20 protein-coding genes are annotated in these 20,521 nt (G+C 64.2%); 14 read left to right on the top strand and 6 right to left on the bottom strand.

Annotated elements, in window-relative coordinates:
* Position 1 precedes the first annotated feature (1 nt).
* Positions 2 to 1,483, bottom strand: a complete 1,482-nt coding sequence (locus tag DFR67_RS27755; RefSeq protein ID WP_170135292.1) for a YibE/F family protein — start codon at positions 1,481 to 1,483, stop codon at positions 2 to 4.
* 67 nt (positions 1,484 to 1,550) lie between these two features.
* On the opposite strand from DFR67_RS27755, the gene DFR67_RS27750 reads away from it, so the two are divergent.
* From DFR67_RS27750 to DFR67_RS27730, 5 genes are all read left to right on the top strand, one after another.
* Positions 1,551 to 1,988, top strand: coding sequence for a hypothetical protein (locus DFR67_RS27750; protein ID WP_110472681.1), 438 nt, complete (start codon positions 1,551 to 1,553; stop codon positions 1,986 to 1,988).
* Between the two features lie 123 nt (positions 1,989 to 2,111).
* Complete coding sequence (locus DFR67_RS27745; RefSeq protein WP_110472717.1) at positions 2,112 to 2,747, top strand: GntR family transcriptional regulator; 636 nt, start codon at positions 2,112 to 2,114, stop codon at positions 2,745 to 2,747.
* Between the two features lie 11 nt (positions 2,748 to 2,758).
* Entirely contained in the window at positions 2,759 to 3,985 is a 1,227-nt protein-coding gene (locus DFR67_RS27740) for an MFS transporter (RefSeq protein WP_110472716.1), read from the top strand.
* A gap of 12 nt (positions 3,986 to 3,997) precedes the next feature.
* The gene (locus DFR67_RS27735; RefSeq protein ID WP_245938210.1) at positions 3,998 to 4,816 is read left to right on the top strand and encodes an acyl-CoA thioesterase domain-containing protein; all 819 of its coding nucleotides are present in this window, start codon (positions 3,998 to 4,000) and stop codon (positions 4,814 to 4,816) included.
* 13 nt (positions 4,817 to 4,829) lie between these two features.
* Positions 4,830 to 5,666, top strand: a complete 837-nt coding sequence (locus DFR67_RS27730) for an alpha/beta fold hydrolase (RefSeq protein WP_110472680.1) — start codon at positions 4,830 to 4,832, stop codon at positions 5,664 to 5,666.
* A 276-nt stretch (positions 5,667 to 5,942) separates the two neighbouring features.
* On the opposite strand, the gene DFR67_RS27725 is transcribed toward DFR67_RS27730, so the two are convergent.
* Positions 5,943 to 7,109, bottom strand: coding sequence for an ATP-grasp domain-containing protein (locus tag DFR67_RS27725; RefSeq protein ID WP_110472679.1), 1,167 nt, complete (start codon positions 7,107 to 7,109; stop codon positions 5,943 to 5,945).
* 118 nt (positions 7,110 to 7,227) lie between these two features.
* On the opposite strand from DFR67_RS27725, the gene DFR67_RS27720 reads away from it, so the two are divergent.
* Positions 7,228 to 8,247: an EamA/RhaT family transporter gene (locus tag DFR67_RS27720; protein WP_245938209.1), complete on the top strand. Its 1,020-nt coding sequence runs from the start codon at positions 7,228 to 7,230 to the stop codon at positions 8,245 to 8,247.
* Between the two features lie 23 nt (positions 8,248 to 8,270).
* Here the strand turns inward: DFR67_RS27720 and DFR67_RS27715 are convergent, their stop codons facing one another.
* Entirely contained in the window at positions 8,271 to 9,368 is a 1,098-nt protein-coding gene (locus tag DFR67_RS27715; RefSeq protein WP_110472678.1) for a phosphatase PAP2 family protein, read from the bottom strand.
* Between the two features lie 169 nt (positions 9,369 to 9,537).
* Between DFR67_RS27715 and DFR67_RS27710 the strand changes: the two genes are divergently transcribed.
* Genes DFR67_RS27710 through DFR67_RS27695 form a run of 4 tightly spaced genes read left to right on the top strand, consistent with a single transcriptional unit; the run spans position 9,538 to position 12,630 of the window.
* Positions 9,538 to 9,753 (top strand): hypothetical protein, encoded by a 216-nt coding sequence (locus DFR67_RS27710; RefSeq protein WP_023960130.1) that lies wholly within the window; start codon positions 9,538 to 9,540, stop codon positions 9,751 to 9,753.
* A 21-nt stretch (positions 9,754 to 9,774) separates the two neighbouring features.
* On the top strand, positions 9,775 to 10,914 hold the full coding sequence (locus tag DFR67_RS27705; RefSeq protein WP_245938213.1) for a DNA adenine methylase: 1,140 nt from the start codon (positions 9,775 to 9,777) through the stop codon (positions 10,912 to 10,914).
* Positions 10,911 to 12,164: an oxygenase MpaB family protein gene (locus DFR67_RS27700; RefSeq protein ID WP_110472677.1), complete on the top strand. Its 1,254-nt coding sequence runs from the start codon at positions 10,911 to 10,913 to the stop codon at positions 12,162 to 12,164. Before DFR67_RS27705 ends, DFR67_RS27700 begins: the two co-directional genes overlap by 4 nt.
* 46 nt (positions 12,165 to 12,210) lie before the next feature.
* Positions 12,211 to 12,630, top strand: a complete 420-nt coding sequence (locus DFR67_RS27695) for a PaaI family thioesterase (protein ID WP_110472713.1) — start codon at positions 12,211 to 12,213, stop codon at positions 12,628 to 12,630.
* A gap of 13 nt (positions 12,631 to 12,643) precedes the next feature.
* Here DFR67_RS27695 and DFR67_RS27690 read toward each other — a convergent pair whose 3' ends face one another.
* Positions 12,644 to 12,928 carry a hypothetical protein gene (locus DFR67_RS27690; RefSeq protein WP_110472676.1) on the bottom strand — a complete coding sequence of 95 codons (285 nt, stop codon included), beginning with the start codon at positions 12,926 to 12,928 and terminating at the stop codon, positions 12,644 to 12,646.
* A gap of 197 nt (positions 12,929 to 13,125) precedes the next feature.
* Here DFR67_RS27690 and DFR67_RS27685 point away from each other — a divergent pair, with 197 nt between their 5' ends.
* A complete protein-coding gene (locus DFR67_RS27685) occupies positions 13,126 to 13,944 on the top strand; it encodes an alpha/beta fold hydrolase (protein WP_110472712.1) in 819 nt (272 codons plus the stop codon).
* On the opposite strand, the gene DFR67_RS27680 is transcribed toward DFR67_RS27685, so the two are convergent.
* A complete protein-coding gene (locus DFR67_RS27680; protein ID WP_110472675.1) occupies positions 13,924 to 15,324 on the bottom strand; it encodes a WS/DGAT/MGAT family O-acyltransferase in 1,401 nt (466 codons plus the stop codon). The two genes, DFR67_RS27685 and DFR67_RS27680, sit on opposite strands and share 21 nt — an antisense overlap.
* Positions 15,325 to 15,475: 151 nt before the next feature.
* Between DFR67_RS27680 and DFR67_RS27675 the strand changes: the two genes are divergently transcribed.
* Complete coding sequence (locus DFR67_RS27675; RefSeq protein WP_110472674.1) at positions 15,476 to 16,249, top strand: deoxyribonuclease IV; 774 nt, start codon at positions 15,476 to 15,478, stop codon at positions 16,247 to 16,249.
* An 86-nt stretch (positions 16,250 to 16,335) separates the two neighbouring features.
* Here DFR67_RS27675 and DFR67_RS27670 read toward each other — a convergent pair whose 3' ends face one another.
* Complete coding sequence (locus DFR67_RS27670; RefSeq protein ID WP_211325178.1) at positions 16,336 to 17,070, bottom strand: GTP pyrophosphokinase; 735 nt, start codon at positions 17,068 to 17,070, stop codon at positions 16,336 to 16,338.
* Positions 17,071 to 17,169: 99 nt separating this feature from the next.
* On the opposite strand from DFR67_RS27670, the gene DFR67_RS27665 reads away from it, so the two are divergent.
* Together DFR67_RS27665 and DFR67_RS27660 are read left to right on the top strand one after the other, a co-directional pair.
* Positions 17,170 to 18,429, top strand: a complete 1,260-nt coding sequence (locus DFR67_RS27665) for an APC family permease (protein ID WP_110472673.1) — start codon at positions 17,170 to 17,172, stop codon at positions 18,427 to 18,429.
* A 189-nt stretch (positions 18,430 to 18,618) separates the two neighbouring features.
* Positions 18,619 to 20,451, top strand: a complete 1,833-nt coding sequence (locus tag DFR67_RS27660; RefSeq protein WP_110472672.1) for an acyl-CoA dehydrogenase — start codon at positions 18,619 to 18,621, stop codon at positions 20,449 to 20,451.
* The last annotated feature ends 70 nt before the right edge of the window (positions 20,452 to 20,521 follow it).

Genomic DNA, 20,521 nt, shown 5'->3' with positions numbered 1-20,521 from the left:
GTTACTCCGGGAGCGAGTGCCTGCCACCGGACCGTGGCTGGGGAGACCGGGGCTGGGGAGACGGTTGGGGAGATACGAGCTTGGGAGACTCAGTTCCGGGACTGGGCTCGCGTTGCGTCGGCGCAGCTGCCTTGCCCGTGCTGGTCAACATCACTGCCACTGCAGTGGTCAACGGCACCGACAACGCGATCGCTATACCGCCGACAAATGACCGCGCGAGTTCGACCGCCACCAGGTCGGTGGTGATCAGCGTCGAGAACGACTGCCCCGACACGGAGAACAGCAGCAGCAGCGGCAACGTGCTGCCTGCATAGGCGAACACCAACGTGTACACGGTGCTGGCGATGTGGTCACGGCCCACGCGCATCGCCGCCGTGAAGGTTTGCAGGCGGTTTCCTCCGTCTGCCTCGGAGAGTTCGAAGACCGCCGACGCCTGGGTGATCGTCACGTCGTTGAGCACACCGAGAGCGCCGATGATGAACCCGGCCAACAAGATACCGTCCACCGATATCGCGTTGTTGTAAATTTGCAGATTGGTCGTCTGATCTTGGCCGAGCCCCGAAATGTGCATCGTCTCGATCGACAGCCAGGACAGAAAGCCGGCCAGCAAGAGCGAAACCAGAGTCCCGAGCAGTGCTGCACTGGTTCTCAGGCTCACCCCGTGCGCCAGATAGATCACGACGAAGAGGATCGCTGCGGACGACACGATCGCCACAGCCACCGGCGATTCACCGTCGAGCATCGCAGGCAAGGTGAACCCGAACAGCACCACGAACGCGAAGACCAGCCCGATCACCGACCGCAATCCGCGCCACGACGCCACCAGCACGATCGCTGCGACGAACACCAGCGCCCAGACCAGGACAGACGTCGACCGTTTGTGGTCGAAGTACGAGTACGTGTCGCCGCCGTCGACACCGGCCGAACGCGACAGCTTTATCTCGTCGCCGATGCTCAGGTCAGGTTGACCGGCTTGCGGTTTGGCCAGTTGTTCGGGCGTGAGCTCGTCGCTACCGGTGTCCTGCTGGACGCCTGCCTGCACCCGGTTGGTCGGGACCTCGAGGAGGGTGTTGGCGCCCTCGTTCGGACCACTGGACAGCGCCACCGTGTTCTGGATGCAGGGTCCGTTCTTGACGGTCAGCACCGCAGGGTCGCCCGCAAATACTTTGCCCGCTTGCGGGTTCAAGCAGTCAGCCGTCGCCTGGGCCACCACCTGGCCGGATTCGATCTGAACCGAACCACCACCCGCCGACTGGAAGATGACGGGTACGTCATGCTCCCGGTCGCTCGGCCAGAGCAGGATCAGCCCCGCGATCACCGCGAGAGCACTGGTCACCAGCAGGCCGACCACAGCCTTCGCCACCACCGGATGCAAATCCACGTCGACCAGGCCATGGCTGTGGGGCGAGCTCCGCTTCGCTGCGTCGCCGTGACCGTGACTGTGGGTCGAATGCGACTCGTCAGATCCAGATGCTCGGCTCACCCGGTCACCTTAGGCAGATTTCGGTGAATCACCACAGCGCAGCGCGCCGGTACGCGATGATGGTGACGTGCTCGACGAGATGCAGCGCGAGGCGACCGAGCTGTTCGCAGCCGGCGAGTACACCCACGCGCTTGCCGAGTTCTCGGTTCTTCGCGAGATCCGATGCCGCCGCGAAGGCCCTTACTCGCTCATGTGCCTGTCCAATCTGCACGACGTGATCCGCTGTCAGGTGCGGCTGAAATTATGGGCCGACTGCGAACCGATGTGCCGCGATCTACTCGCCAAGTACACCTTCACCCATGGCCCGACAGACCCCGACACCCTCGACGTCACCGAGCACATGATCGCCACCCTCGATGGCTTGGGCCGCCACGACGAGGCCGCAGACCTGTGCAACCGGACCGCCGACGTCCTCGCAGCCGCCGGACAGCACCGCAAATCGGTCGTCTTCCGCGATGCTGCCGCCCGCCACCTGCAGCAATCCCCCGAACCCACCGGGCGCTGAGCGCTACTTTCCCCAAGTTCGCGCCACGTGCGCGCATACGCGCCAGTTGCACCTGTCGCGTACGCGTGCAGGTGGCGCGAATTCTGCACGTCGGTCCACTGTGCTTAGATACAAGTTGTGTCTATCGCTTTGTCTGCCGCCGAGCGCGCCTACCGCCGGGTCAAGGACCGGATCCTGTCCGGGTCTCTGGCCGGTGGTGAGCTGATCAGCGAAGGCGAGGTCGCCACCTCACTGGAGATGTCGCGCACCCCGGTACGCGAGGCCTTTCTGCGCCTCGAAGCCGAGGGCTGGATGAAGCTGTACCCAAAACGTGGGGCGCTGATCGTCCCGGTGCCACCTGATGAGGCAGAACACGTGATCGGCGCACGGTTCATCGTGGAGACGGGAGCTGTCCGCATCTTGGCCGGCACCGACCGCTCCGCCGTCGTACGTGAGCTGCGGGCCGGCATCGAACGGCACGTCACCCACGCCGAATCCGGTGACGTCGATGCGTTCACCAGGGAAGACGCTACTTTTCACCGCATCTTCGTCCAGGCCGCAGGCAATCCCCTGCTGGCGGCGTTCTACGACACCCTTCGCGATCGCCAGCTCAGGATGACGAGCGCCTCCGTGCAGCGTGACCGCGCGCAGATGCAGCGGATCATCAAACACCACACCGAATTGACCGACCTGATCGAAGCCGGTGACGTCGACGCCTTCGCTGAGACACTGTCCGCACACCTGACCGCGGTCCACGACCTGCGGAGGCCACCATCGTGAAGAGCGAGGACATGAGACGCAACTGGTACGGCGTCTGCGCGGCGATGTTCGCGATCGCCTGGGGTGGCAACGAGTTCACTCCACTGCTGGTGTTCTACAAGCACGAGTACGACATGTCCGGCCCGACGGTCGACGTTCTGCTGTTCGCCTATGTACTCGGCATGATCCCGGCACTGTTGATCGGCGGTCCGCTGTCGGACCGCTATGGCCGCCGTCCGCTCATGCGTCCGGCCGCGTTCATCGCTGCGGCCGGATCAATGGTGCTGGCGGTTGCCACCGATGACGTTGCGCTGCTGGCCATCGGGCGGATCCTCTGCGGCATCGCCATCGGGCTCGCGATGGCAGTGGGCACCAGTTGGCTCAAGGAGTTGTCCAGTCCGCCGTTTTCTCGCGACAGGGTGGGCAGCGGTGCGAAGCGCGCCGCCATGAGCCTCACAGCAGGCTTTGGCATCGGCGCAGGCACAGCGGGTGTACTCGCGGAGTGGGGCCCCTGGCCGCATGCGTTCTCATACGTACTCAATGCGGCGATCTGCCTGGTCGGTGCGGTGTGGGTGTGGAATGTGCCGGAGACGAAGCCGAAGGCGCGTGCCGGGCTGTTCGCTGACCTGAAGATCCCGTCGGCAGGACACGCGAGGTTTCTGCTGGTGGTCGTACCGTTGGCGCCCTGGGTGTTCGGGGCGGCCATCGGGTGTCAGGCGATTCTCCCGTCGCTGATCGCGCCAGAAGTCGAAGCCGCGCCGATGGCGTTCGCGGCGCTGATATCCGTCGTCACGCTCAGTTGTGGTTTCGCCATCCAAACGGTGGCACGGCGAATCGACCGACCGGGTTCTGCACGAGCCAGCCAAGTGGCACTGGCGTTGCTGATCCTCGGGATGGCCGCAGCCGCACTGGCTTCTGCGCTGTTGACGATCTGGGCGGTGTTGCTCGCGGCGGTGGTTCTGGGCGCGGGGTACGGGATCGCGCTGGTGGCGGGCCTGTCAGAGGTGCAGCGGATCGCGGGACCAGGGGACCTAGCCGGCCTCACCGCGGTTTACTACGCCTTGACCTATCTCGGGTTCGCCGTTCCCGCGACCCTGGCCTACCTGAACGAGTACCTGCCGGCCGTGACCTACCCGTGGATGTTCGGGTTCGGCGCGGTCGCTGCCGCGGCAACCTTGCTGTTCATCACCCGAATGTCCCGACGGCATCCCTCTGGCGCGGTGATCACACCCGATCCGGCGATGTCGGCGAGCCTCTGACACTATCGATTGGTGTCCGAACCACTCAGCTTCTTCATCATCCGGCCGGGCGACGATGCGCTGCTTCCCACCAAGTGGTCGATGAGCGCCTGGAGTTCGGATTCGCTCAACGGACCGGCCGTGTGTTCCGCGGCGGCGCGCGCTCTCGAGCAAGAGTTCGCGGACCCCGACTTCGTCCCGGCGCGGTTGACGTTCGACCTGTTCAAGGCCGCGAAGAACCAGCCGATGACGCTGCACACCCGCATGGTCCGTTCCGGCCGGCGCATCAGGGTCGCCGATGTCGAGGTCATGCAAGAAGACGTCATCGTTGCACGCGCGACCAGCGTATTCCTCCGTAGGTCAGGGCCACCTCCAGGGAGCGAATGGCATCCGTCAACGACGTTTACGCCGCCGGAGGAAGCAGCCGCCGAGGGTTCCCGGTCGCGCCACCCCTGGATGCAGACCGACGACACCGACTGGACTCGGGGCATCGGCAACCACCAGAACGTCGCCCGTAAGCGTGCGTGGAGCACCGCCATGGCGGTGGTACCGGATGAGCCCGCGTCGCCGTTCATCCATGCGGTCCAGTCCGCGGAGTCGACAAGCCTGGTCACCAATCTCGGCACCGAAGGCATCGGCTACATCAACTGCGACCTGACGATGGCGCTCTCCCGCCTCCCAGAAGGCCCGCAGCTCGGGATCGAGGCCGACACCCACCTCACGGCGGACGGTATCTCCGTGGGAACAGCGACGCTATACGACCGCAAGGGGCCCTACGGGACCGGTATGGTCACCGCTGTCAGCAATGCAGCAGCACAAATCGATTTCACCAACAGAACCGGTCTGGTCTAGACACCGAGGGGCGATGGAGAACGTAGAGCTCGCGAGCGGAATCACGCTGGGCGTCAGTCGAGTCGGCGCAGGACCTGCTGTCCTGCTCAACGGCGGACTCGGGATGCCGGCACTGGTCTGGGAGCTGTGCGGACTGACCACTTCTCTGGTCGACGCGGGTTTCTCTGTGATCTCCTACAACGCAAGGGGTTTGTCTCCGTCCTCGGCCCCGCCTGCGCCTTATTCTATCGCCGACATGGCCGGCGACGCCGAGGCGCTGCTCGACCATCTCGGCATCACCGAGGCGATCGTGATCGGCTACTCGATGGGCTGCTACGTCACCCAGTCCATGCTGCGCACCCGACCCGACTTGATCAAGGCCACAGTACTTTTCGCCGGTCTACAACCGTCACCCATCGGAGCCCTGGTCGGCGAGATGGAAATCGGATTGATCGAGCAGATCGGCGAGATCCCGCAGGCCGTACTGGTTTTCGAGCAATTGATGACAACCCTGCACACCACCCTGCTCCAGGACCCCGCCACCGTCGCCGGCTGGCGCGACCTCTTGAGCGCGTCCGACGGCGGCTGGGCGAGTCCCGACGGCTTCAAGGGTCAGCTCACGGCCTCCTACGCCTGGATCAGCGCCGGCGAACCTCTGCCCGAGCATCTCGCGCACATCGACATCCCCACTCTGGTACTGGCTTTCGAGCACGATCTGTTCTTCCCGCCCACCTCGTCACGAGAGACAGCGGCACTGATACCGCATTCAGCCTTCGCGCAGATCGATGGAGCAGGTCATGGCGGCCTCTTCACCGGGCCCGGCGACAGCATCGAGCGAATCGTCGCTTTCTGTATCGAGAACCGGGCCTGACCCGCTGAACACCGCGTGAAGTTGGGTGTCGACAGTCAAGAAGCACTCTCTCGCTCACAGATCTTGGTCCCGCTCGCGTTACGGAGCGAGCGGCGCCAAGTTTCGCGAGCGGGACGGTGTGCGAACCGCCGCCGAGTCCCAGTGCGCCATAGTGCGAAAAACGCACGGTGTTGCCCCCCAGATAGGCTGGGCGGCAACACCATCCGGCGAACCCAGTCGGGGCACGGAAAGGCGTGCTCGCGCTGGCAGCGTGGGCAGGCGAGTATCCAGCCACCCTCAGATCTGCTGGCCGTCCCACTCGTGATCGTGCATGAAACCCTCGGCGAGCCCGACTTTGTAGCGCATCGAGTTCAGCAGAATGTTTCCCATGGCCAGCGGGATGCCGGCGAGCGGACCGATGTCGTCGCGTTGGCTGATGACCTCATCGGTGCGCCGGTAGTCTCGGGCAAAGCCCCGCAAGGTGTTACCTTCCAGCGCCGATTTGCGCCAGCCGTAGAGCAACATCCCGGGGCCGAGCATCTTCCGCGCGTCCGGATCCGGCCGGATCACCTCGTCGTTGTCACCGAAGAACGCGCGATCGACGCGGTTGTGTGGTTCGAACATCAAGATTCCGCTGGTCGATCGCGGATTGCATTCGATGGTGTACAGGCCGCGATCAGGATGCTCGATGAAATCGAAACCTATCTGGCCGGTGAAATCGATTTCTTTCACGCGCTGCGCCACCCATTCATCAATACCGGGATGGATAATCGGCTCGAAGGTCAGACACGACTGCCCATTGATCGCGTATCGCACCGGATAAACGGTATGAGCATAGATCTTGCCGCGGTGGCATACCGAATACGTGCAGTACTTCTCGCCTTTGAGCCACTCCTGCGCCAGCCAGGGATTAAGCGGGTCGAACGCGAGGCCCTCAGGCACCTCACCCGGGTTGACTTTGTACACCTCTTGCGAACCCCGTGAATAAACTTGCTTGAGCGCAAAAGGCCGATCGAAATCAAGCGCGGTCAACTCTTCTTCCGAACGCACTTGGGCGTACTTCAGCGTCGGAATACCCAGACCGTCGAGCAACACCTGATACTCGAACTTGTTGTGCAGGCGGTTCTCGGTCAAGAAATCAGAGAGCAGCAGCTCGCATTCAGGCGGGAACTGGTCCTGCGCCATCGCCAGAATGTCGGTCTCTTCATGGATCGGAATCACCAGATCGATCGATTCGGCGTGGACCAATCTTGCTATTTCGTCGACATATTCACGTGGCTCGAACTTCGGCCGCGGCACCCGAAAAACCTTCTGCACCGAATTGGAGAACCGTGAGATCGGAAACCGCATCGAATCCGCGATGAACACATTGTGTCCACCGGCATTCATCAGGCGTGCGAGTTCGAGGGTCAAAAATGATCTGCCGAATGTGATGAGCACGTTCTTGCCCGAACGAGTTGACATCAGGCCCCACCACCGAGCAGAAGAATGGCTAACACCTGCAGCATGGTAGCTTAATGACCGCCCCTCGGACGGGCGCGGGGTGTGCTGGCCGTCGAAAGACGGCGACGGAGGTGTCCGGGTGTTTCTGATCGGGGTCTTGTTCGCCAGCGCGGCGGCAGTCGCCTATGGCGTGTCGACGGTCCTGCGTGCCCTCGGCGCGCGTAAAGCTGCTGTCGAGGCCCGCAACGCTCACAAAGACGGCCAACTCACGGCTGCCGGCGGCCCATCCGTGTCGTCCACCATCGATACCTTCAAAACCCCCGACTTCATCATCGGCACCTCCCTGGTCGTGATCGGTTTCGGTGCCGGTGCTGTCGCCGCCCGCTTCCTACCCCTGTTCCTGTCCCAGACCATCGTCTCGGCGAACCTGATCGTCACCGCCCTCATCGGCACCGCGGTACTCGGCATCCGCCTGCACGGACGCGACTGGGTCGCGATGTGCACAGTCGTCTTCTCGCTGTGCGCACTGGGGATGTCGTCATCACACCTGCGCGGCGGCGGCGAACAGATCAGCTTCCACTGGGGTCTACTCGGCGCCACCTGCGTGCTGGCGACCCTGGCACTGTTGGCGGTGTACAAACTCGGCAAGCGTGGCGCCATCGTCGGAGGCGCAGCGGCCGGCCTGCTCTTCGGAGTGATCGCCATCGCGGTCCGGATCCTGCGTGGTGTCGACCCGTTCGACATCGGCACCCTGCTCACCGACCCGGCCGCCTGGACCATCGCGATCGCCGGCGCCGTCGGTTTCTATGTCCAAACGGTCGCCCTGCAACTGGGCCAGGTCAACGGCATCACTGCAGTGTTGGTCGTCGGAGAAACCGCAGGCCCCGGAATCATCGGCGTCGTATTCCTCGACGACAGCGCAAAACCCGGACTCGCCTGGCTGGCCGTCATCGGCTTCATCGGTGCGGTCGTCGGCGCGGTGCTGGTTGCGCTCTACAGCTCGGTCGACGCCGACCACTTCGGTGAGGCCGAACCGTCGGTCGGTGGCTGGCGATTGGGCACCAAGAACCGTTCGGCGGCCGCTGCCGGCGTCGACACCGAAACCAGCGATCTGCCCCCTCGACGAGACCCGGAGAGCCAACGTAGCCAGGGCGGCTGACCCGTCCCTGCTGACGAGCTCGGTCAGAGGGACACCGTCTCCGGTGCATGAGGTCGGATTCGGCGGGCCAGCATGCGGCGGTCCACCACATTCACGACGACGATCACCAACGCAGCCAGACCCCAGCCCAACACGATGTCGAACACATAGTGTTCGGCTGTATAGACCAGAGTGAACGCCATGGCGAGCGCGTAGCCCATGAACAGGGTTTTACCCAGAGCGCGCACCCGGGGCCACATGAACAACGCCAGGAACATCGTCAACCCGGCATGTAGGGACGGGATGGCGGCGACCAGATTCGCCTTCGCCTGACCCAGCTTCAGCAGGCTCGACGCGGCGTGGATGTCGAGGACCTCCCACCCGCGCGCCGAAATACGCTGCACGTACGGCTCCGCGCCGTCGTGACGAGGATTCACCTCGCCCAGCATCCCGCCACCCTCGTACGGCGCACGGTCCATGCATGACGGATGGCGCGGATGGTCCTGCACCTCCACGGCGTTGCACTGCGCTGCCGCCCAGGGCGGCGCTGCCGGGACCAGGGTGTATCCGACCAGAGCCAAGAATGTCAGGAGCAGGAACCCGGCCGCATAACGACGCCAGACGTGCCGGTTCCGAAGCCACAGCACCGCGGCCGCCGCATACGGAACGATGAAGTACGACATGTAGACGACGCTGGTGATCACCTCCCACCAGGGCGGCTGCTCCTGTTTGAGCTGACTCTGCAACCACGCGGTCGGGTTCACCCCGAACAGCGCCTGATCGAAGTCGATCGCCAGCGCCCACTGGGTCGGCATGTCCATCCACTGCGCGATATTGCGGGTGAAGTCGTAGAGCAACAGGATCGCTGCGAACGGCAGCCAGTCGACGACAACGGTCAACACGTTCCGCTTGCCGATACATGCAGCAGCCAATCCGGTGCACAGCAGAAGCAGCAGTCGGGTGCGGTCGAAGGCGAGGCCGAGGACCGCGAGATGCCAGATCACCACGCCCAACCACACCGAGATCGCGACCCAGCGCCAGAGAGTCAGGTCGGTGAGCCGGCTGCGCCACGGCCGCTGGCGCCAACCTGCGCTGACCACGGGTGTCGACACAGCGGGGCGATCGGCCTCCTGCGTGCTCATGCCACCCCCGTACCCATCGGTCACCCACTGTTCGCGCTGTGTTCGTCCAGTATTCCCGTTCACAACTTATGCGTTCGACCGACCATCACGTCGGATGAAAGCCACAAACGTGCGCAGTGGTCTGAGTCACACTGATAGGAAGCAGTCCATACGACCTCTGGAGGCGCCCGTGCCCAACAAGTACCTGCGATACGGCGACCAGCGATACATCATCAACAACGAGGCCGAGGCACGGCTGAACCGCACGCTCGAAGCCGTGTACGCCGACGGGAGCCGCGGGCATCAGTGGCTCAACCTCTACCGGGATTCCGAGGCACCCTGCCGCCTGTTGATCGCGACGGGGGTGCCGATCTCGATCGAAACCGAGCTGTGTCTGGATGATTGACCTGGAGGCGGCCTGGTGAAGATGAACTATAGGGTCACATCTGTGCCCGAGGCCATGACCCGCAGTGACGAACGCGTCTATCGCGGCAGCCAGCTGATCACCTACATCGGCAACAAGCGTCAGCTACTGGGATTGATCGACGACGCCCTCGTCCATGTTCAACAGCAGCTCGAACGGCCGCTGGTCTTCCTCGATGCCTTCTCCGGCAGCGGGGTCGTATCCAGACTCGCCAAAGCGCGTTCGCACCGCGTGATCACCAACGACCTCGAGAGTTACGCCCGGGTGATCAGCGAATGCTTCCTCACGAACGCCGACGAGGTCGACCACGCGGCACTGGCGGCCAAGGTGGCCGCGATCAACCGCATCGTCGAATCCGGATATGTGGCAAGAGGATTCATCTCCGAACACTACGCACCGGCCGATGATGCCTGCATCGAGCCGGGCGAGCGGGTGTTCTACACCTGCGAGAACGCCCGCAGACTCGACGCCTACGTGGAACTGATCCATGCCGAGCCGGAGCCACTGCGGACGCTGCTGCTCGGGCCACTGCTGTCCGAGGCCTCGGTACACGCGAACACCTCGGGGGTGTTCAAGGGGTTCTACAAGGATCGCGCCACCGGCCTCGGCCGATTCGGCGGCAGCGGCGCCGACGCGCTAGGGCGAATCACCGGCGCCATCGTCCTCTCCGCACCTGTACTGAGCAGTCATCACTGCGAGCGGCAGGTACTCCAGACCGACGCCGCGACGCTCCCGGACGTTGTCGGCCCAGTGGACGTCGCATACCTCGATCCGCCGTACAACCAGCACCCATACGGCTCCAACTACTTCATGCTCAACCTGATTGCCGAGAATCGGGAACCCACGTCGATGAGCGCCATCTCGGGCATACCCAAGGACTGGAACCGCTCGGGCTACAACGTACGGTCCAGTGCCGCACCGTTGCTGCGGCGGCTGATCAACGATCTCGACGCGCGTTATCTGCTGATCTCCTTCAACGACGAGGGTTTCATCCCACCGGCGCAAATGCGGGACATGCTCGGCGCGGTAGGTACGGTCAGCGAGTTCACGCAGCGCCACAACACCTTCCGCGGTAGCCGCAACCTGCGGGGGCGAAGTGCCCACGTCACCGAACACCTGTACCTGGTGGACCGTCACCGATGACGGGCACACCGTCCCAGGCGCCCAGCTGCTACCGGATCGGCGCCCTCGACAGCGGTCCACATGCCCGCATCCGTCGACAGATCAAACGGCTCACCGGTTTCGACCTCCTGCCCGACGATTCCGTCGTCGCCCGGTACGGCGAATTGCTGAGCGAGGGCGACCCGGTCGCCGAACGCTTCGTCGCGGCGACCTACCACGGCCCGATGGGTGCGGCCGCGGCGCGTGAACTCCTCGACTCCGCGCTGCACAACGGGATCGACACCATCGACAACGCCCCGCCCGAGATGCGGGCACTGTTCGACGAGTTCGAGGCGATCCCGGAATGGGTCGACCCGGATCTGGTCGAGCAGGGCGCAGCATGTTGGCGGCGATGGGGCTACGCACTGGGGTCGGTTGGCAACGCCGGCACGATGGACACGTATACCGAGGGGTCACTGGCTGTTCCGCTATCCCTGGCCGGCGGCTATGCCGGGGCCAGCGCGTTGAACAGATACCTCGAAACGAGCCGTTGGTGGCTCGAGGTCTGCAAGCCCGGAGCGATACTGACCCCGGGCTCACCTGCCCGGGACATCTCACTCAAGGTCCGCGTGATGCACGTGTCCGTGCGCGCCCGCGTAGCTCGACATGACGAATGGGACAGCGCACGTTGGGGTTTGCCCATCAGCCAGGCGGAGATGATGCTGACGCTGCTCGGCGGCAGCGTGGGCCCGGGACTCGGGCTCTACAGCATCGGCTACCTCACCTCGCCCCGCGAGATCGAGGCCCTGCTGCATTTCAACCGATATCTCGGACACCTTGTCGGGGTTCGTGTCGACGACATCTATCCACGGACCACCGCCGACGGCATCCGGTTGCTGTACCTGTTCGACGCCACCCGGGCACACGATTCGGGTCCGTTGGGTGCCGAACTCGTCGAGTCCTTCGTACCTGCGTTCGCGCCGCAACCAGCGATGAGCAGCCGCGCACGGGCACGCGCCCGCTACCACCTCACCGTGCAGGCCGGCTATACCCAGTTGTTCATGCTGCCGTGGAACCGCCGGCGATACGAATTGCCCTCGCCCTGGCCGGGTGTGGTGCTTCTGCTGCTGCGCGCACCCCTGATTGCGGTCGGCGAGGTCGCCCGTCGACTCTCACCCGCGATCGATGACCGCCTCCAGAAGGGGTCGGTGCGCCGCTGGCAGCGATGGCACCTGTGGCAGTCCGGTCGGCGGGCCGAGGAGTTCGATGCCTCCGCCGCCCTACGGCGTTAGAGGACAGCCACTTGCAGGCCTGACTTCTAGTACCTAAAGTCAGATGATGGCTGACACACCGAGCATCGCACTGACAGACATGAGCGCCTTCCTTCAGGTCACCGGATTCGTCATCGAGGAACAATCCGGAACCCGGGTGTCCGGGTACGTCGACCTCGGCGCAGATCACCTGACACCCTGGGGCGTTGTCCATGGCGGCGTCTACACCACCATCGTCGAATCCGCAGGCAGCATCGGCGCCAGCGCCGCAGTCCTGGACCGCGGCCAGTTCGCGGTGGGACTGCACAACAGCACCGACTTCCTGCGGTCGAGCACAGGGGGCACCCGGGCCCGGGTACTCGCCGAGCCGATTCAGCAAGGGCGCACACAGCAGTTGTGGCTCGTCACCATCACCGACGAGTCGCGCGGCAAAGAACTCGCTCGCGGGCAGCTACGCCTCCAGAACGTCCCACTGCCGGACCAGTGACCCGGCGTCGAGGCTAGAGCGGATAGCGCGCCCGGTAGACCGCGTGGTCGCGCCTGGCCTCGACCTCGCGGGTGTGGGCATCCGCGATGTGCGACATCGACTTGAACGACGTGACAGCGATCGCGAACAAGCCGATCGCGCAGCCACCCGCGACAGCTGCCTCCACAAAATGTTCGCTTGCGAGGGTGATGATCGTCATCGCGGTGGCGGCCGCTCCGGCCAAGGTGGTGAGGAAGGCCAACCAGCCGGCGGGCCATACGAGACTTCTCCGTAGGTGCAGTGCAGTTCCTGAATGCATGATGACTCCTAGGTTCGTCTGGAATACCGGACGAACCCCTGATTTTACTCCGGCGAGGATGCGCTGAGCGCACATTCGGCGTGATCAGTAGCCTCGGTTCGGTGCACAGTGTCCTCACCACGGCCCGCGATCAGGTTCTGCGCCGGGTCGACCGCCTCATCGAGCCGTACCCGGTCCGCGACCTGCCCCGCGGCCACATGGTCCATCTGCCCGGACGCGGATCGACATACGTCACCGACTCGGGCCCCAGAGACAAGCCGGCCATTTTCCTGTTGCACTCGGTCCTGACCAACGGGCTGTTGTGCTGGTACCCATTGATCCCCGCTCTCAACAAAGAGTTCCGGGTGATCACCCTCGATCAGCGATGGCACGGCCGCGGGATCCGCAACGCCCCGTTCGATCTCGAAGACTGCGCCGACGACGTCGTCGCGCTCGCCGACGTGCTGGGCATCGACAGCTTCACCGCCGCAGGCTTCTCCATGGGCGGCGGCATCTCCCAGCTCGCTTGGCGACGCCACCCCGACCGCGTCGACGCGATGATCTTGTGTTCCACCGGACCGTTTTTCGGCAGCAACGACCCGACACGGCAGGCCAACATGTCGAACATCGGCCGCGTCATGAAACTGATCCACCCGCCGCACATTCAACCGAATGCCGCCAAACTCGACGACACCTCCGTGCCCGACACCGTCTGGGCGATGCGGCAATTCCTGTCGACGCCGGTCTCACGTCTCGGAACACTCGGAGATGGCATGAGCCACTTCGACTCCCAGCCCTGGCTCGCCGAGATCGACATCCCCACCGCTGTACTGGTCTCGCTCAAAGACCGCGTCATCCCGCTGTGGAGACAGCGCATCCTGACCGACACCATCCCGGGCGTGACCACCTACGAGGTCGATGGTGGCCACGCATGCTGCGTCCTCGAGGCAGATCAGTTCATCCCGAAGTTCCTCGACGCCGCCCGGCACACCACCAGACAGGTCGAGGCGAACAGATCAGGGATCGCACGCCTCTAACAGCGACTTCACCTCCGCCTCGAACGCCCTCATGATCGGCCACGGGTCGGGTACCAGTTCCTTGCATGCGATGACGCCGATGTTGAGCAAACCGTTCTGGGAGAACACGGTGATGTTCATGCCTGCCCCGTGGAAGACCGGCCCCAGCGGATACATCGCCTCGATCTTGGCGCCCAGGTAATACAGCGGGAAGTCCGGACCCGGCACGTTCGAGATCACCAGGTTGTAGATGACCGGATGCCGTTCGGCCAGTTCTTGCGACGAATACAGCTTCATCGCCATGCCCAGGGTCGCGGGCGGTACGAACTGGGCCCAGCCACGGAGCAGGTTCGAGTCCATGGACCCGTGATGCTCCTTCGCGGTGCGGACCTGCGAACCGATGGTCTTGATCCGCTCGACCGGGTCAGCGATCTCGACGGGCAGATTGGTGAACATGCCGGTCACCTTGTTCGTGCCCTGCGTGACGAGGTCGTCGTCGTTGTCGCCGTGCACCGACACCGGGACCATCGCGACGAGCGGCTGATCGGGCAGTTCGTCGTTGTTGTCGAGATAATCTCGCAGCGCGCCCGAGCACACACTGAGCACCACGTCGTTGAGCTTCACGTCGAAGTGATCTTTGATGCGCTTGAGATCGGACAACGAGACCTGCGTGTACGCGATGCTGCGGTGCGCGGTGATCGATTTGTTGAACGAGGTCCGGGGTGCGCGGAACGGCGCAGGCATCGCCTCATTGCGCAGCGCTCTGGAGACCCAGTCGAACGGGAGCTGAGCGGTCTTCGGCAACAGCCGGACGAAACTGAGGGGCCGGCGGGCCACCTGCCAGGCACCATCGAGAGCGAGTCCGGCGAAAGACGCATCGCCGGCCGTATGCGACAGGACCTCCTTGTCGAGCTCGGGTGGCTCAGGTGTGAGTGTGCACAGCTGGGCGAGCAGATCCGATGCCGTCACGCCGTCCACCCCGGCATGGTGCATGCGGAGCAAGACCGCGATCTTGCCGTCGGCGAGCCCTTCGATCACCCACATCTCCCACAGCGGCTTGCTGCGGTCGAGCGGCACCCCCGCGATGTGCGCGCAGAATTCGGCCAGTTCGTGCTGGCCACCGGGCGCAGGCACTGCGACCCGATGCACGTGGCGTTCGATGTCGAACTTCCGGTCCTCCACCCAGACCGGATGATCGAGATTGACGATCGAGTCGCGCACCTTGCGCCGAAAGGTGGGCAGCGCCCCGATCCGTCGCGAGAGTTCGTCTCGCATCTTCTCGAACGAATAACCGCCTTCGACGGTGGTCGGGTCGAGCTCGATCAGACCTACGATGTGCATCAACTGCGATCGCGTCTCCAAGTAGAGAAACGATGCGTCGAGCCCACTCAAGCGTTCCATTAAGACCACCTTCTCCCCGGGACAGTTACGCCTCCACTGTGCGCTCACCGGGCAAGATTTACCTGAGGAACCCCGATAAATGAGCCGCCGTGAGGGTAATTGACAACACCGTGTGGCAAATGGCCGGGTGAGTACGTCCTAAGCTGGTGACATGCGCATTGGTGCCCACGTACGACAAGACAGTGATCCGATCGGCAGGGCCGAGGAACTCGGCGCCGAGTTGTTGCAGATGTTCGTCACAGATCCACAGGAGTGGGGCAAGCCGAAACCTCATCCCAAAGCCGCGGAGATCCGCGATTCCCCGATCGACGTGGTCGTCCACAGTTCGTACCGGATCAACGTCGCAAGCCTCAACAACAGGCTGCGGATGCCTTCCCGGCAGGCCGTCATCAACCAGGCTCTCGCCGCCAAAGAACTCGGCGCGTTCGGCCTCGTCGTCCATGGCGGTCACCTCCGCGACGACGAAGACGCCAAGGACGGATACGAGAACTGGCGCAAGCTCTTCGAGCGCGCCAACGAGAAGGGCGGCTTCCCCGTGCCGATCCTGATCGAGAACACCGCCGGTGGCGATCACGCCATGGCCCGCAGCCTCGACAACATCGCCCGGCTGTGGGATGCGGTCGGCGAATTCGAGAACGCCGGGTTCTGTCTCGACACCTGCCACGCGTGGGCCGGCGGTGAAGATCTCGTCGACATCGCCGAGCGGGTCAAGGCCATCACCGGCCGCATCGATCTGGTCCACCTGAACAACTCGCGCGACGAGTTCGACTCGGGACGCGACCGGCACGACAACCTCGAAAAGGGACTCATCGATCCCGAGGTTCTGGTTGCCGTGATCAAGGCCGCCGGTGCGCCGGTGATCCTCGAGACCCCTGAAGAAGGTCTCGCCGACGACATCGCCTACCTGAAAAAGGCTCTCGCCTGACCTGATTTGTCTCTTCGCCCTGAGATCGTCCGATTCAGGGGGCTCGAAGGGCGTAATGCCCTCCGCACACTCTGTATCGGACGATCTCAGCGTCGCGAGCCGTGGATCTCGTTGCGGATGGCCTGCATCCGCTCATCGAGGGTGTTCGCGGTGTCGGCCGCGACCGTCAACTCATCGAGCAGGTGGGTGGGCACGGTCCGGTCGTACTTGTAGTAGATCTTGTGTTCCAGACTGGCCCAGAAGTCCATCGCGATGGTGCGGACCTGCAGTTCGACCTTCACCGGGATCTGGCCGGTGCTCAGGTTCACCGGGGTCTCGACGATCGTGTGCAGCCCGCGATAGCCGTTGGGCTTCGGGTTGGCGATGTAGTCCTTGGTCTGCAGGGTCAGCACATCGGGCTGAGCACACAGCAGCTCGGTCAGCCGATAGGCGTCGGTGATGAAGCTGCAGGTCACCCGGACACCGGCGATGTCGTCGAGCTGATCCTGCAGGGACGCCGGATCGACCGGTATGCCTCGCCGGTTCGCCTTCGCGAGCAGACTTTCCGGGCTCTTGACTCGAGAACTGATGTGCTCGATCGGGTTGTAGTCGTTCAGGTAGGCGAACTCGTCGCGCAGGATCTCGATCTTGGTGACGATCTCGTTGATCGCGAACTGGAACGGCAGCATGAACTTGCGGAGCCCGTGGCCGATCTCGATGAGGTCGGCGGGCGCGAGGTCCCGGTCGCCGCCCTCGGCCGCCATCCAGCGGACCAGCGGCCCATCCGGAGATCGCCCATCCGGAGACAGTTTGTCCGTTGCGTCGTCGACCATGTCACTCATGGCCTCCATCGTGCCCGACCGACGCCCGGACCCCAGAAGTTCATTTGTCCGTCAGCGTCCGTGTAGGAACGATGAACGCATGAACCCGACAGGCGACCAGTGACAAACGCTGCCTCACAACCGACCCTGCGCCGCCGCCTCGGGGTCACCGATGCAGTCCTCACCGGCCTGGGCGCGATGCTCGGTGCAGGCATCTTCGTGACGCTCGCGCCGGTCGCCGCGACAGCCGGCCCCGGGGTGCTCCTGGCACTCGCGCTCGCGGCCGCCGTCGCCTACTGCAACGCACGCTCGTCCGCACGGCTCGCCACCGTATACCCGGCCGCGGGTGGCACCTACGTCTACGGCCGTGAAGAGCTCGGTCCATTTTGGGGGCACCTCGCCGGCTGGAGCTTTGTGGTCGGCAAGACCGCGTCCTGCGCCGCCATGGCGCTCACGGCCGGCTACTACCTCTGGCCCGATCAGGCGCACGCCGTCGCGGTCGCCGCGGTCGTCGCTTTCACCGCACTGAACTGTTTCGGGATCACCAAATCCGCCTGGGCACTTCGGCTCATCGTCGCCGTGGTGGTGACCGTTCTGCTGGTCGTGGTGGTCACCGGACTCACGTCCTCTGCCGTCGCGGCCGACCGCCTGGACCTCGGCGGCTCGAGCGTCACCGGTGTCCTCGGCGGCGCCGCCCTGTGGTTCTTCGCGTTCGCCGGGTACGCCCGCATCGCAACCCTGGGCGAAGAGGTCCGCGATCCCGAGCGCAAGATCTCACGCGCCATCACCATCGCGTTCGCCATCGTCGTGACGCTGTACGCACTGGTGGGGATCACCGCGTTGCTGGTTGTCGGGCATGCCGCGCTGAGCGAGTCGTCAGCACCGCTCGTCGACGTGGTCGAGCTGTCCGGCCACGACGGGCTTGCGCCCGTGGTGCGGATCGGCGCGGCGGTGGCCGCGCTCGGAGCGCTGTTGACCCTCATCCTCGGGGTGTCCCGGACAACCCTGGCGATGGCCCGCGACAGGTATCTTCCCGCCGCGCTGGCCACGGTCCATCCGCGATACGCGGTACCGCGGCACGCCGAGGTCGTGGTCGGTGTCATCGTCGCCGTGCTCGTGGCCACCCTGGACGTCCGCGGGGCGATCGGGTTCTCCGCATTCTCCGTGCTGATCTATTACGCCGTCGCCAACGCCAGCGCGTGGTCGCTGGCCGGGCGTGGACAGTCGCGTCGCGGTGTCGCGGCGGCCCGCATCGTGCCGGCCCTCGGATTCATCGGATGCCTGGCGCTCGGTTTCAGCCTGAGCCTGGGCACCGTCGTGGCCGCCGTGGTGGTGCTGGCGGTCGGGGCCTGTGCTTTCGCGGTGAGCAACCGGCGGTGACCTACCATCATGAGAAGTCTTTCATGTGGTGCACGTCATCTTTAGTTATCGACATTGCGTTTGTGCCCCGGAATATCCGGATGTATATTTGAGTTGTTACTGGCGAGTAACATAGCGCCCGAGCGTCTGACCGCGCTCGACTCGCCACCCGACTCAGACAGCAGTTCAACGATTGCAAAGGATTCTGCAATGGGGCATTACAAGAGCAATCTCCGCGACCTCCACTTCAACCTGTTCGAGCTCTTCCAGCTCGAAGAGGTGCTGGCCAGCGGTGACTTCGGCGATCTCGACAAAGAGACCGCCATCGACATGCTGCGCGAGGTGAAGAACCTCGCAGAGGGCCCCTTGGCCGAATCCTTCGCTGACGCCGACCGCAATCCCCCGGTGTTCAACCCCGAGGACCACAGCGTCACGGTCCCCGAGTCCTTCAAGAAGTCGTACAAGACCATGGTCGACGGCGGCTGGGACAAGCTGGGCATCGATGAAGAGCTCGGTGGCCTGCCCGCCCCCCGGTCGCTCTACTGGGCAATCGGCGAACTGCTGCTCGGCGCCAATCCCGCCGCGTTCATGTACGCAGCAGGTGCAGGCTTTTCCAACATCTTCTACAACAACGGCACCGATGAGCAGAAGAAGTGGGCCACCATCAGCGCCGAGCGCGGCTGGGGCGCCACCATGGTCCTCACCGAGCCCGACGCCGGATCCGATGTCGGCGCCGCCCGCACCAAGGCCATCAAGCAGGACGACGGCACCTGGCACATCGACGGTGTGAAGCGCTTCATCACCTCCGCCGACCAGGACATGACCGAGAACATCATCCACCTGGTGCTGGCCCGCCCCGAGGGCGCGCGCCCCGGCACCAAGGGACTGTCGCTGTTCTTCGTCCCCAAGTTCCACTTCGATCACGAGACCGGTGAACTCGGCGAGCGCAACGGCGTCTACGTCACCAACGTCGAACACAAGATGGGCCTCAAGGTCTCGGCCACCTGTGAGCTGACCTTCGGCCAGCACGGCACCCCGGCCCAGGGCTGGCTCGTCGGCGAGGTCCACGACGGCATCGCGCAGATGTTCGACGTCATCGAGCACGCCCGGATGATGGTGGGCACCAAGGCCATCGCGACCTTGTCGACCGGCTACCTGAACGCCCTCGAGTACGCGAAGGAGCGCATCCAGGGTGCCGACATGACCCAGATGACCGACAAGGCAGCGCCTCGCGTCTCGATCACCCATCACCCCGACGTACGCCGCTCGCTGATGATGCAGAAGGCGTACTCCGAGGGTCTGCGTGCGGTGTACCTGTACACCGCATCGCACCAGGATCTCGCTGCGGCGCAGCTGGTGTCGGGGGCCGACAAGGAAATGGCCTTCCGCGTCAACGATCTATTGCTCCCCATCGTCAAGGGCGTCGGTTCCGAGCGCGCATCCGAGCAGCTGATCGGTTCGCTCCAGACCCTCGGCGGCTCCGGCTTCCTGCAGGACTACCCCATCGAGCAGTACATCCGCGACGCCAAGATCGACTCGCTGTACGAGGGCACCACCGCGATCCAGGCTCAGGACTTCTTCTTCCGCAAAATCATCCGCGACAAGGGTCAGGCACTCGCACACGTCGCCGGTCAGATCAGCACGTTCATCGAGTCCGAGGCGGGCAATGGCCGGCTCAAGACCGAACGTGCGCTGCTCAAGACCGCACTCGACGACGTCCAGGGCATGGCGGCGACCCTGACCGGCTTCCTCATGGGCGCCCAGGAACAGCCGAGCGAGCTGTACAAGGTGGGCCTCGGCAGCGTGCGCTTCCTGATGGGCGTCGGCGATCTGATGATCGGTTGGCTCCTGCTGCGCCAGGCCGAGGTGGCTCTGACCGCCCTCGACGCCGGTCCGGCCGAAGCAGACACCGCGTTCTACAACGGCAAGGTCGCCGTGGCCAGCTTCTTCGCGAAGAATGTGCTGCCCGAGCTCACCGCCACGCGGGGCATCGTCGAGAAGATCGACAACGACGTCATGGAGTTGGACGAAGCCTCGTTCTAGCAATGTGACGAAGAAGTGGGTCGACCCGGTCGGGGGACGGCCCACTTTTTCGTTGGCGGTGAACGTAATG

Source organism: Williamsia limnetica (assembly GCF_003217475.1).
GTDB classification, from domain to species: Bacteria; Actinomycetota; Actinomycetes; order Mycobacteriales; family Mycobacteriaceae; genus Williamsia; species Williamsia limnetica.
This window is presented reverse-complemented; position numbering and strand designations above follow the sequence as displayed.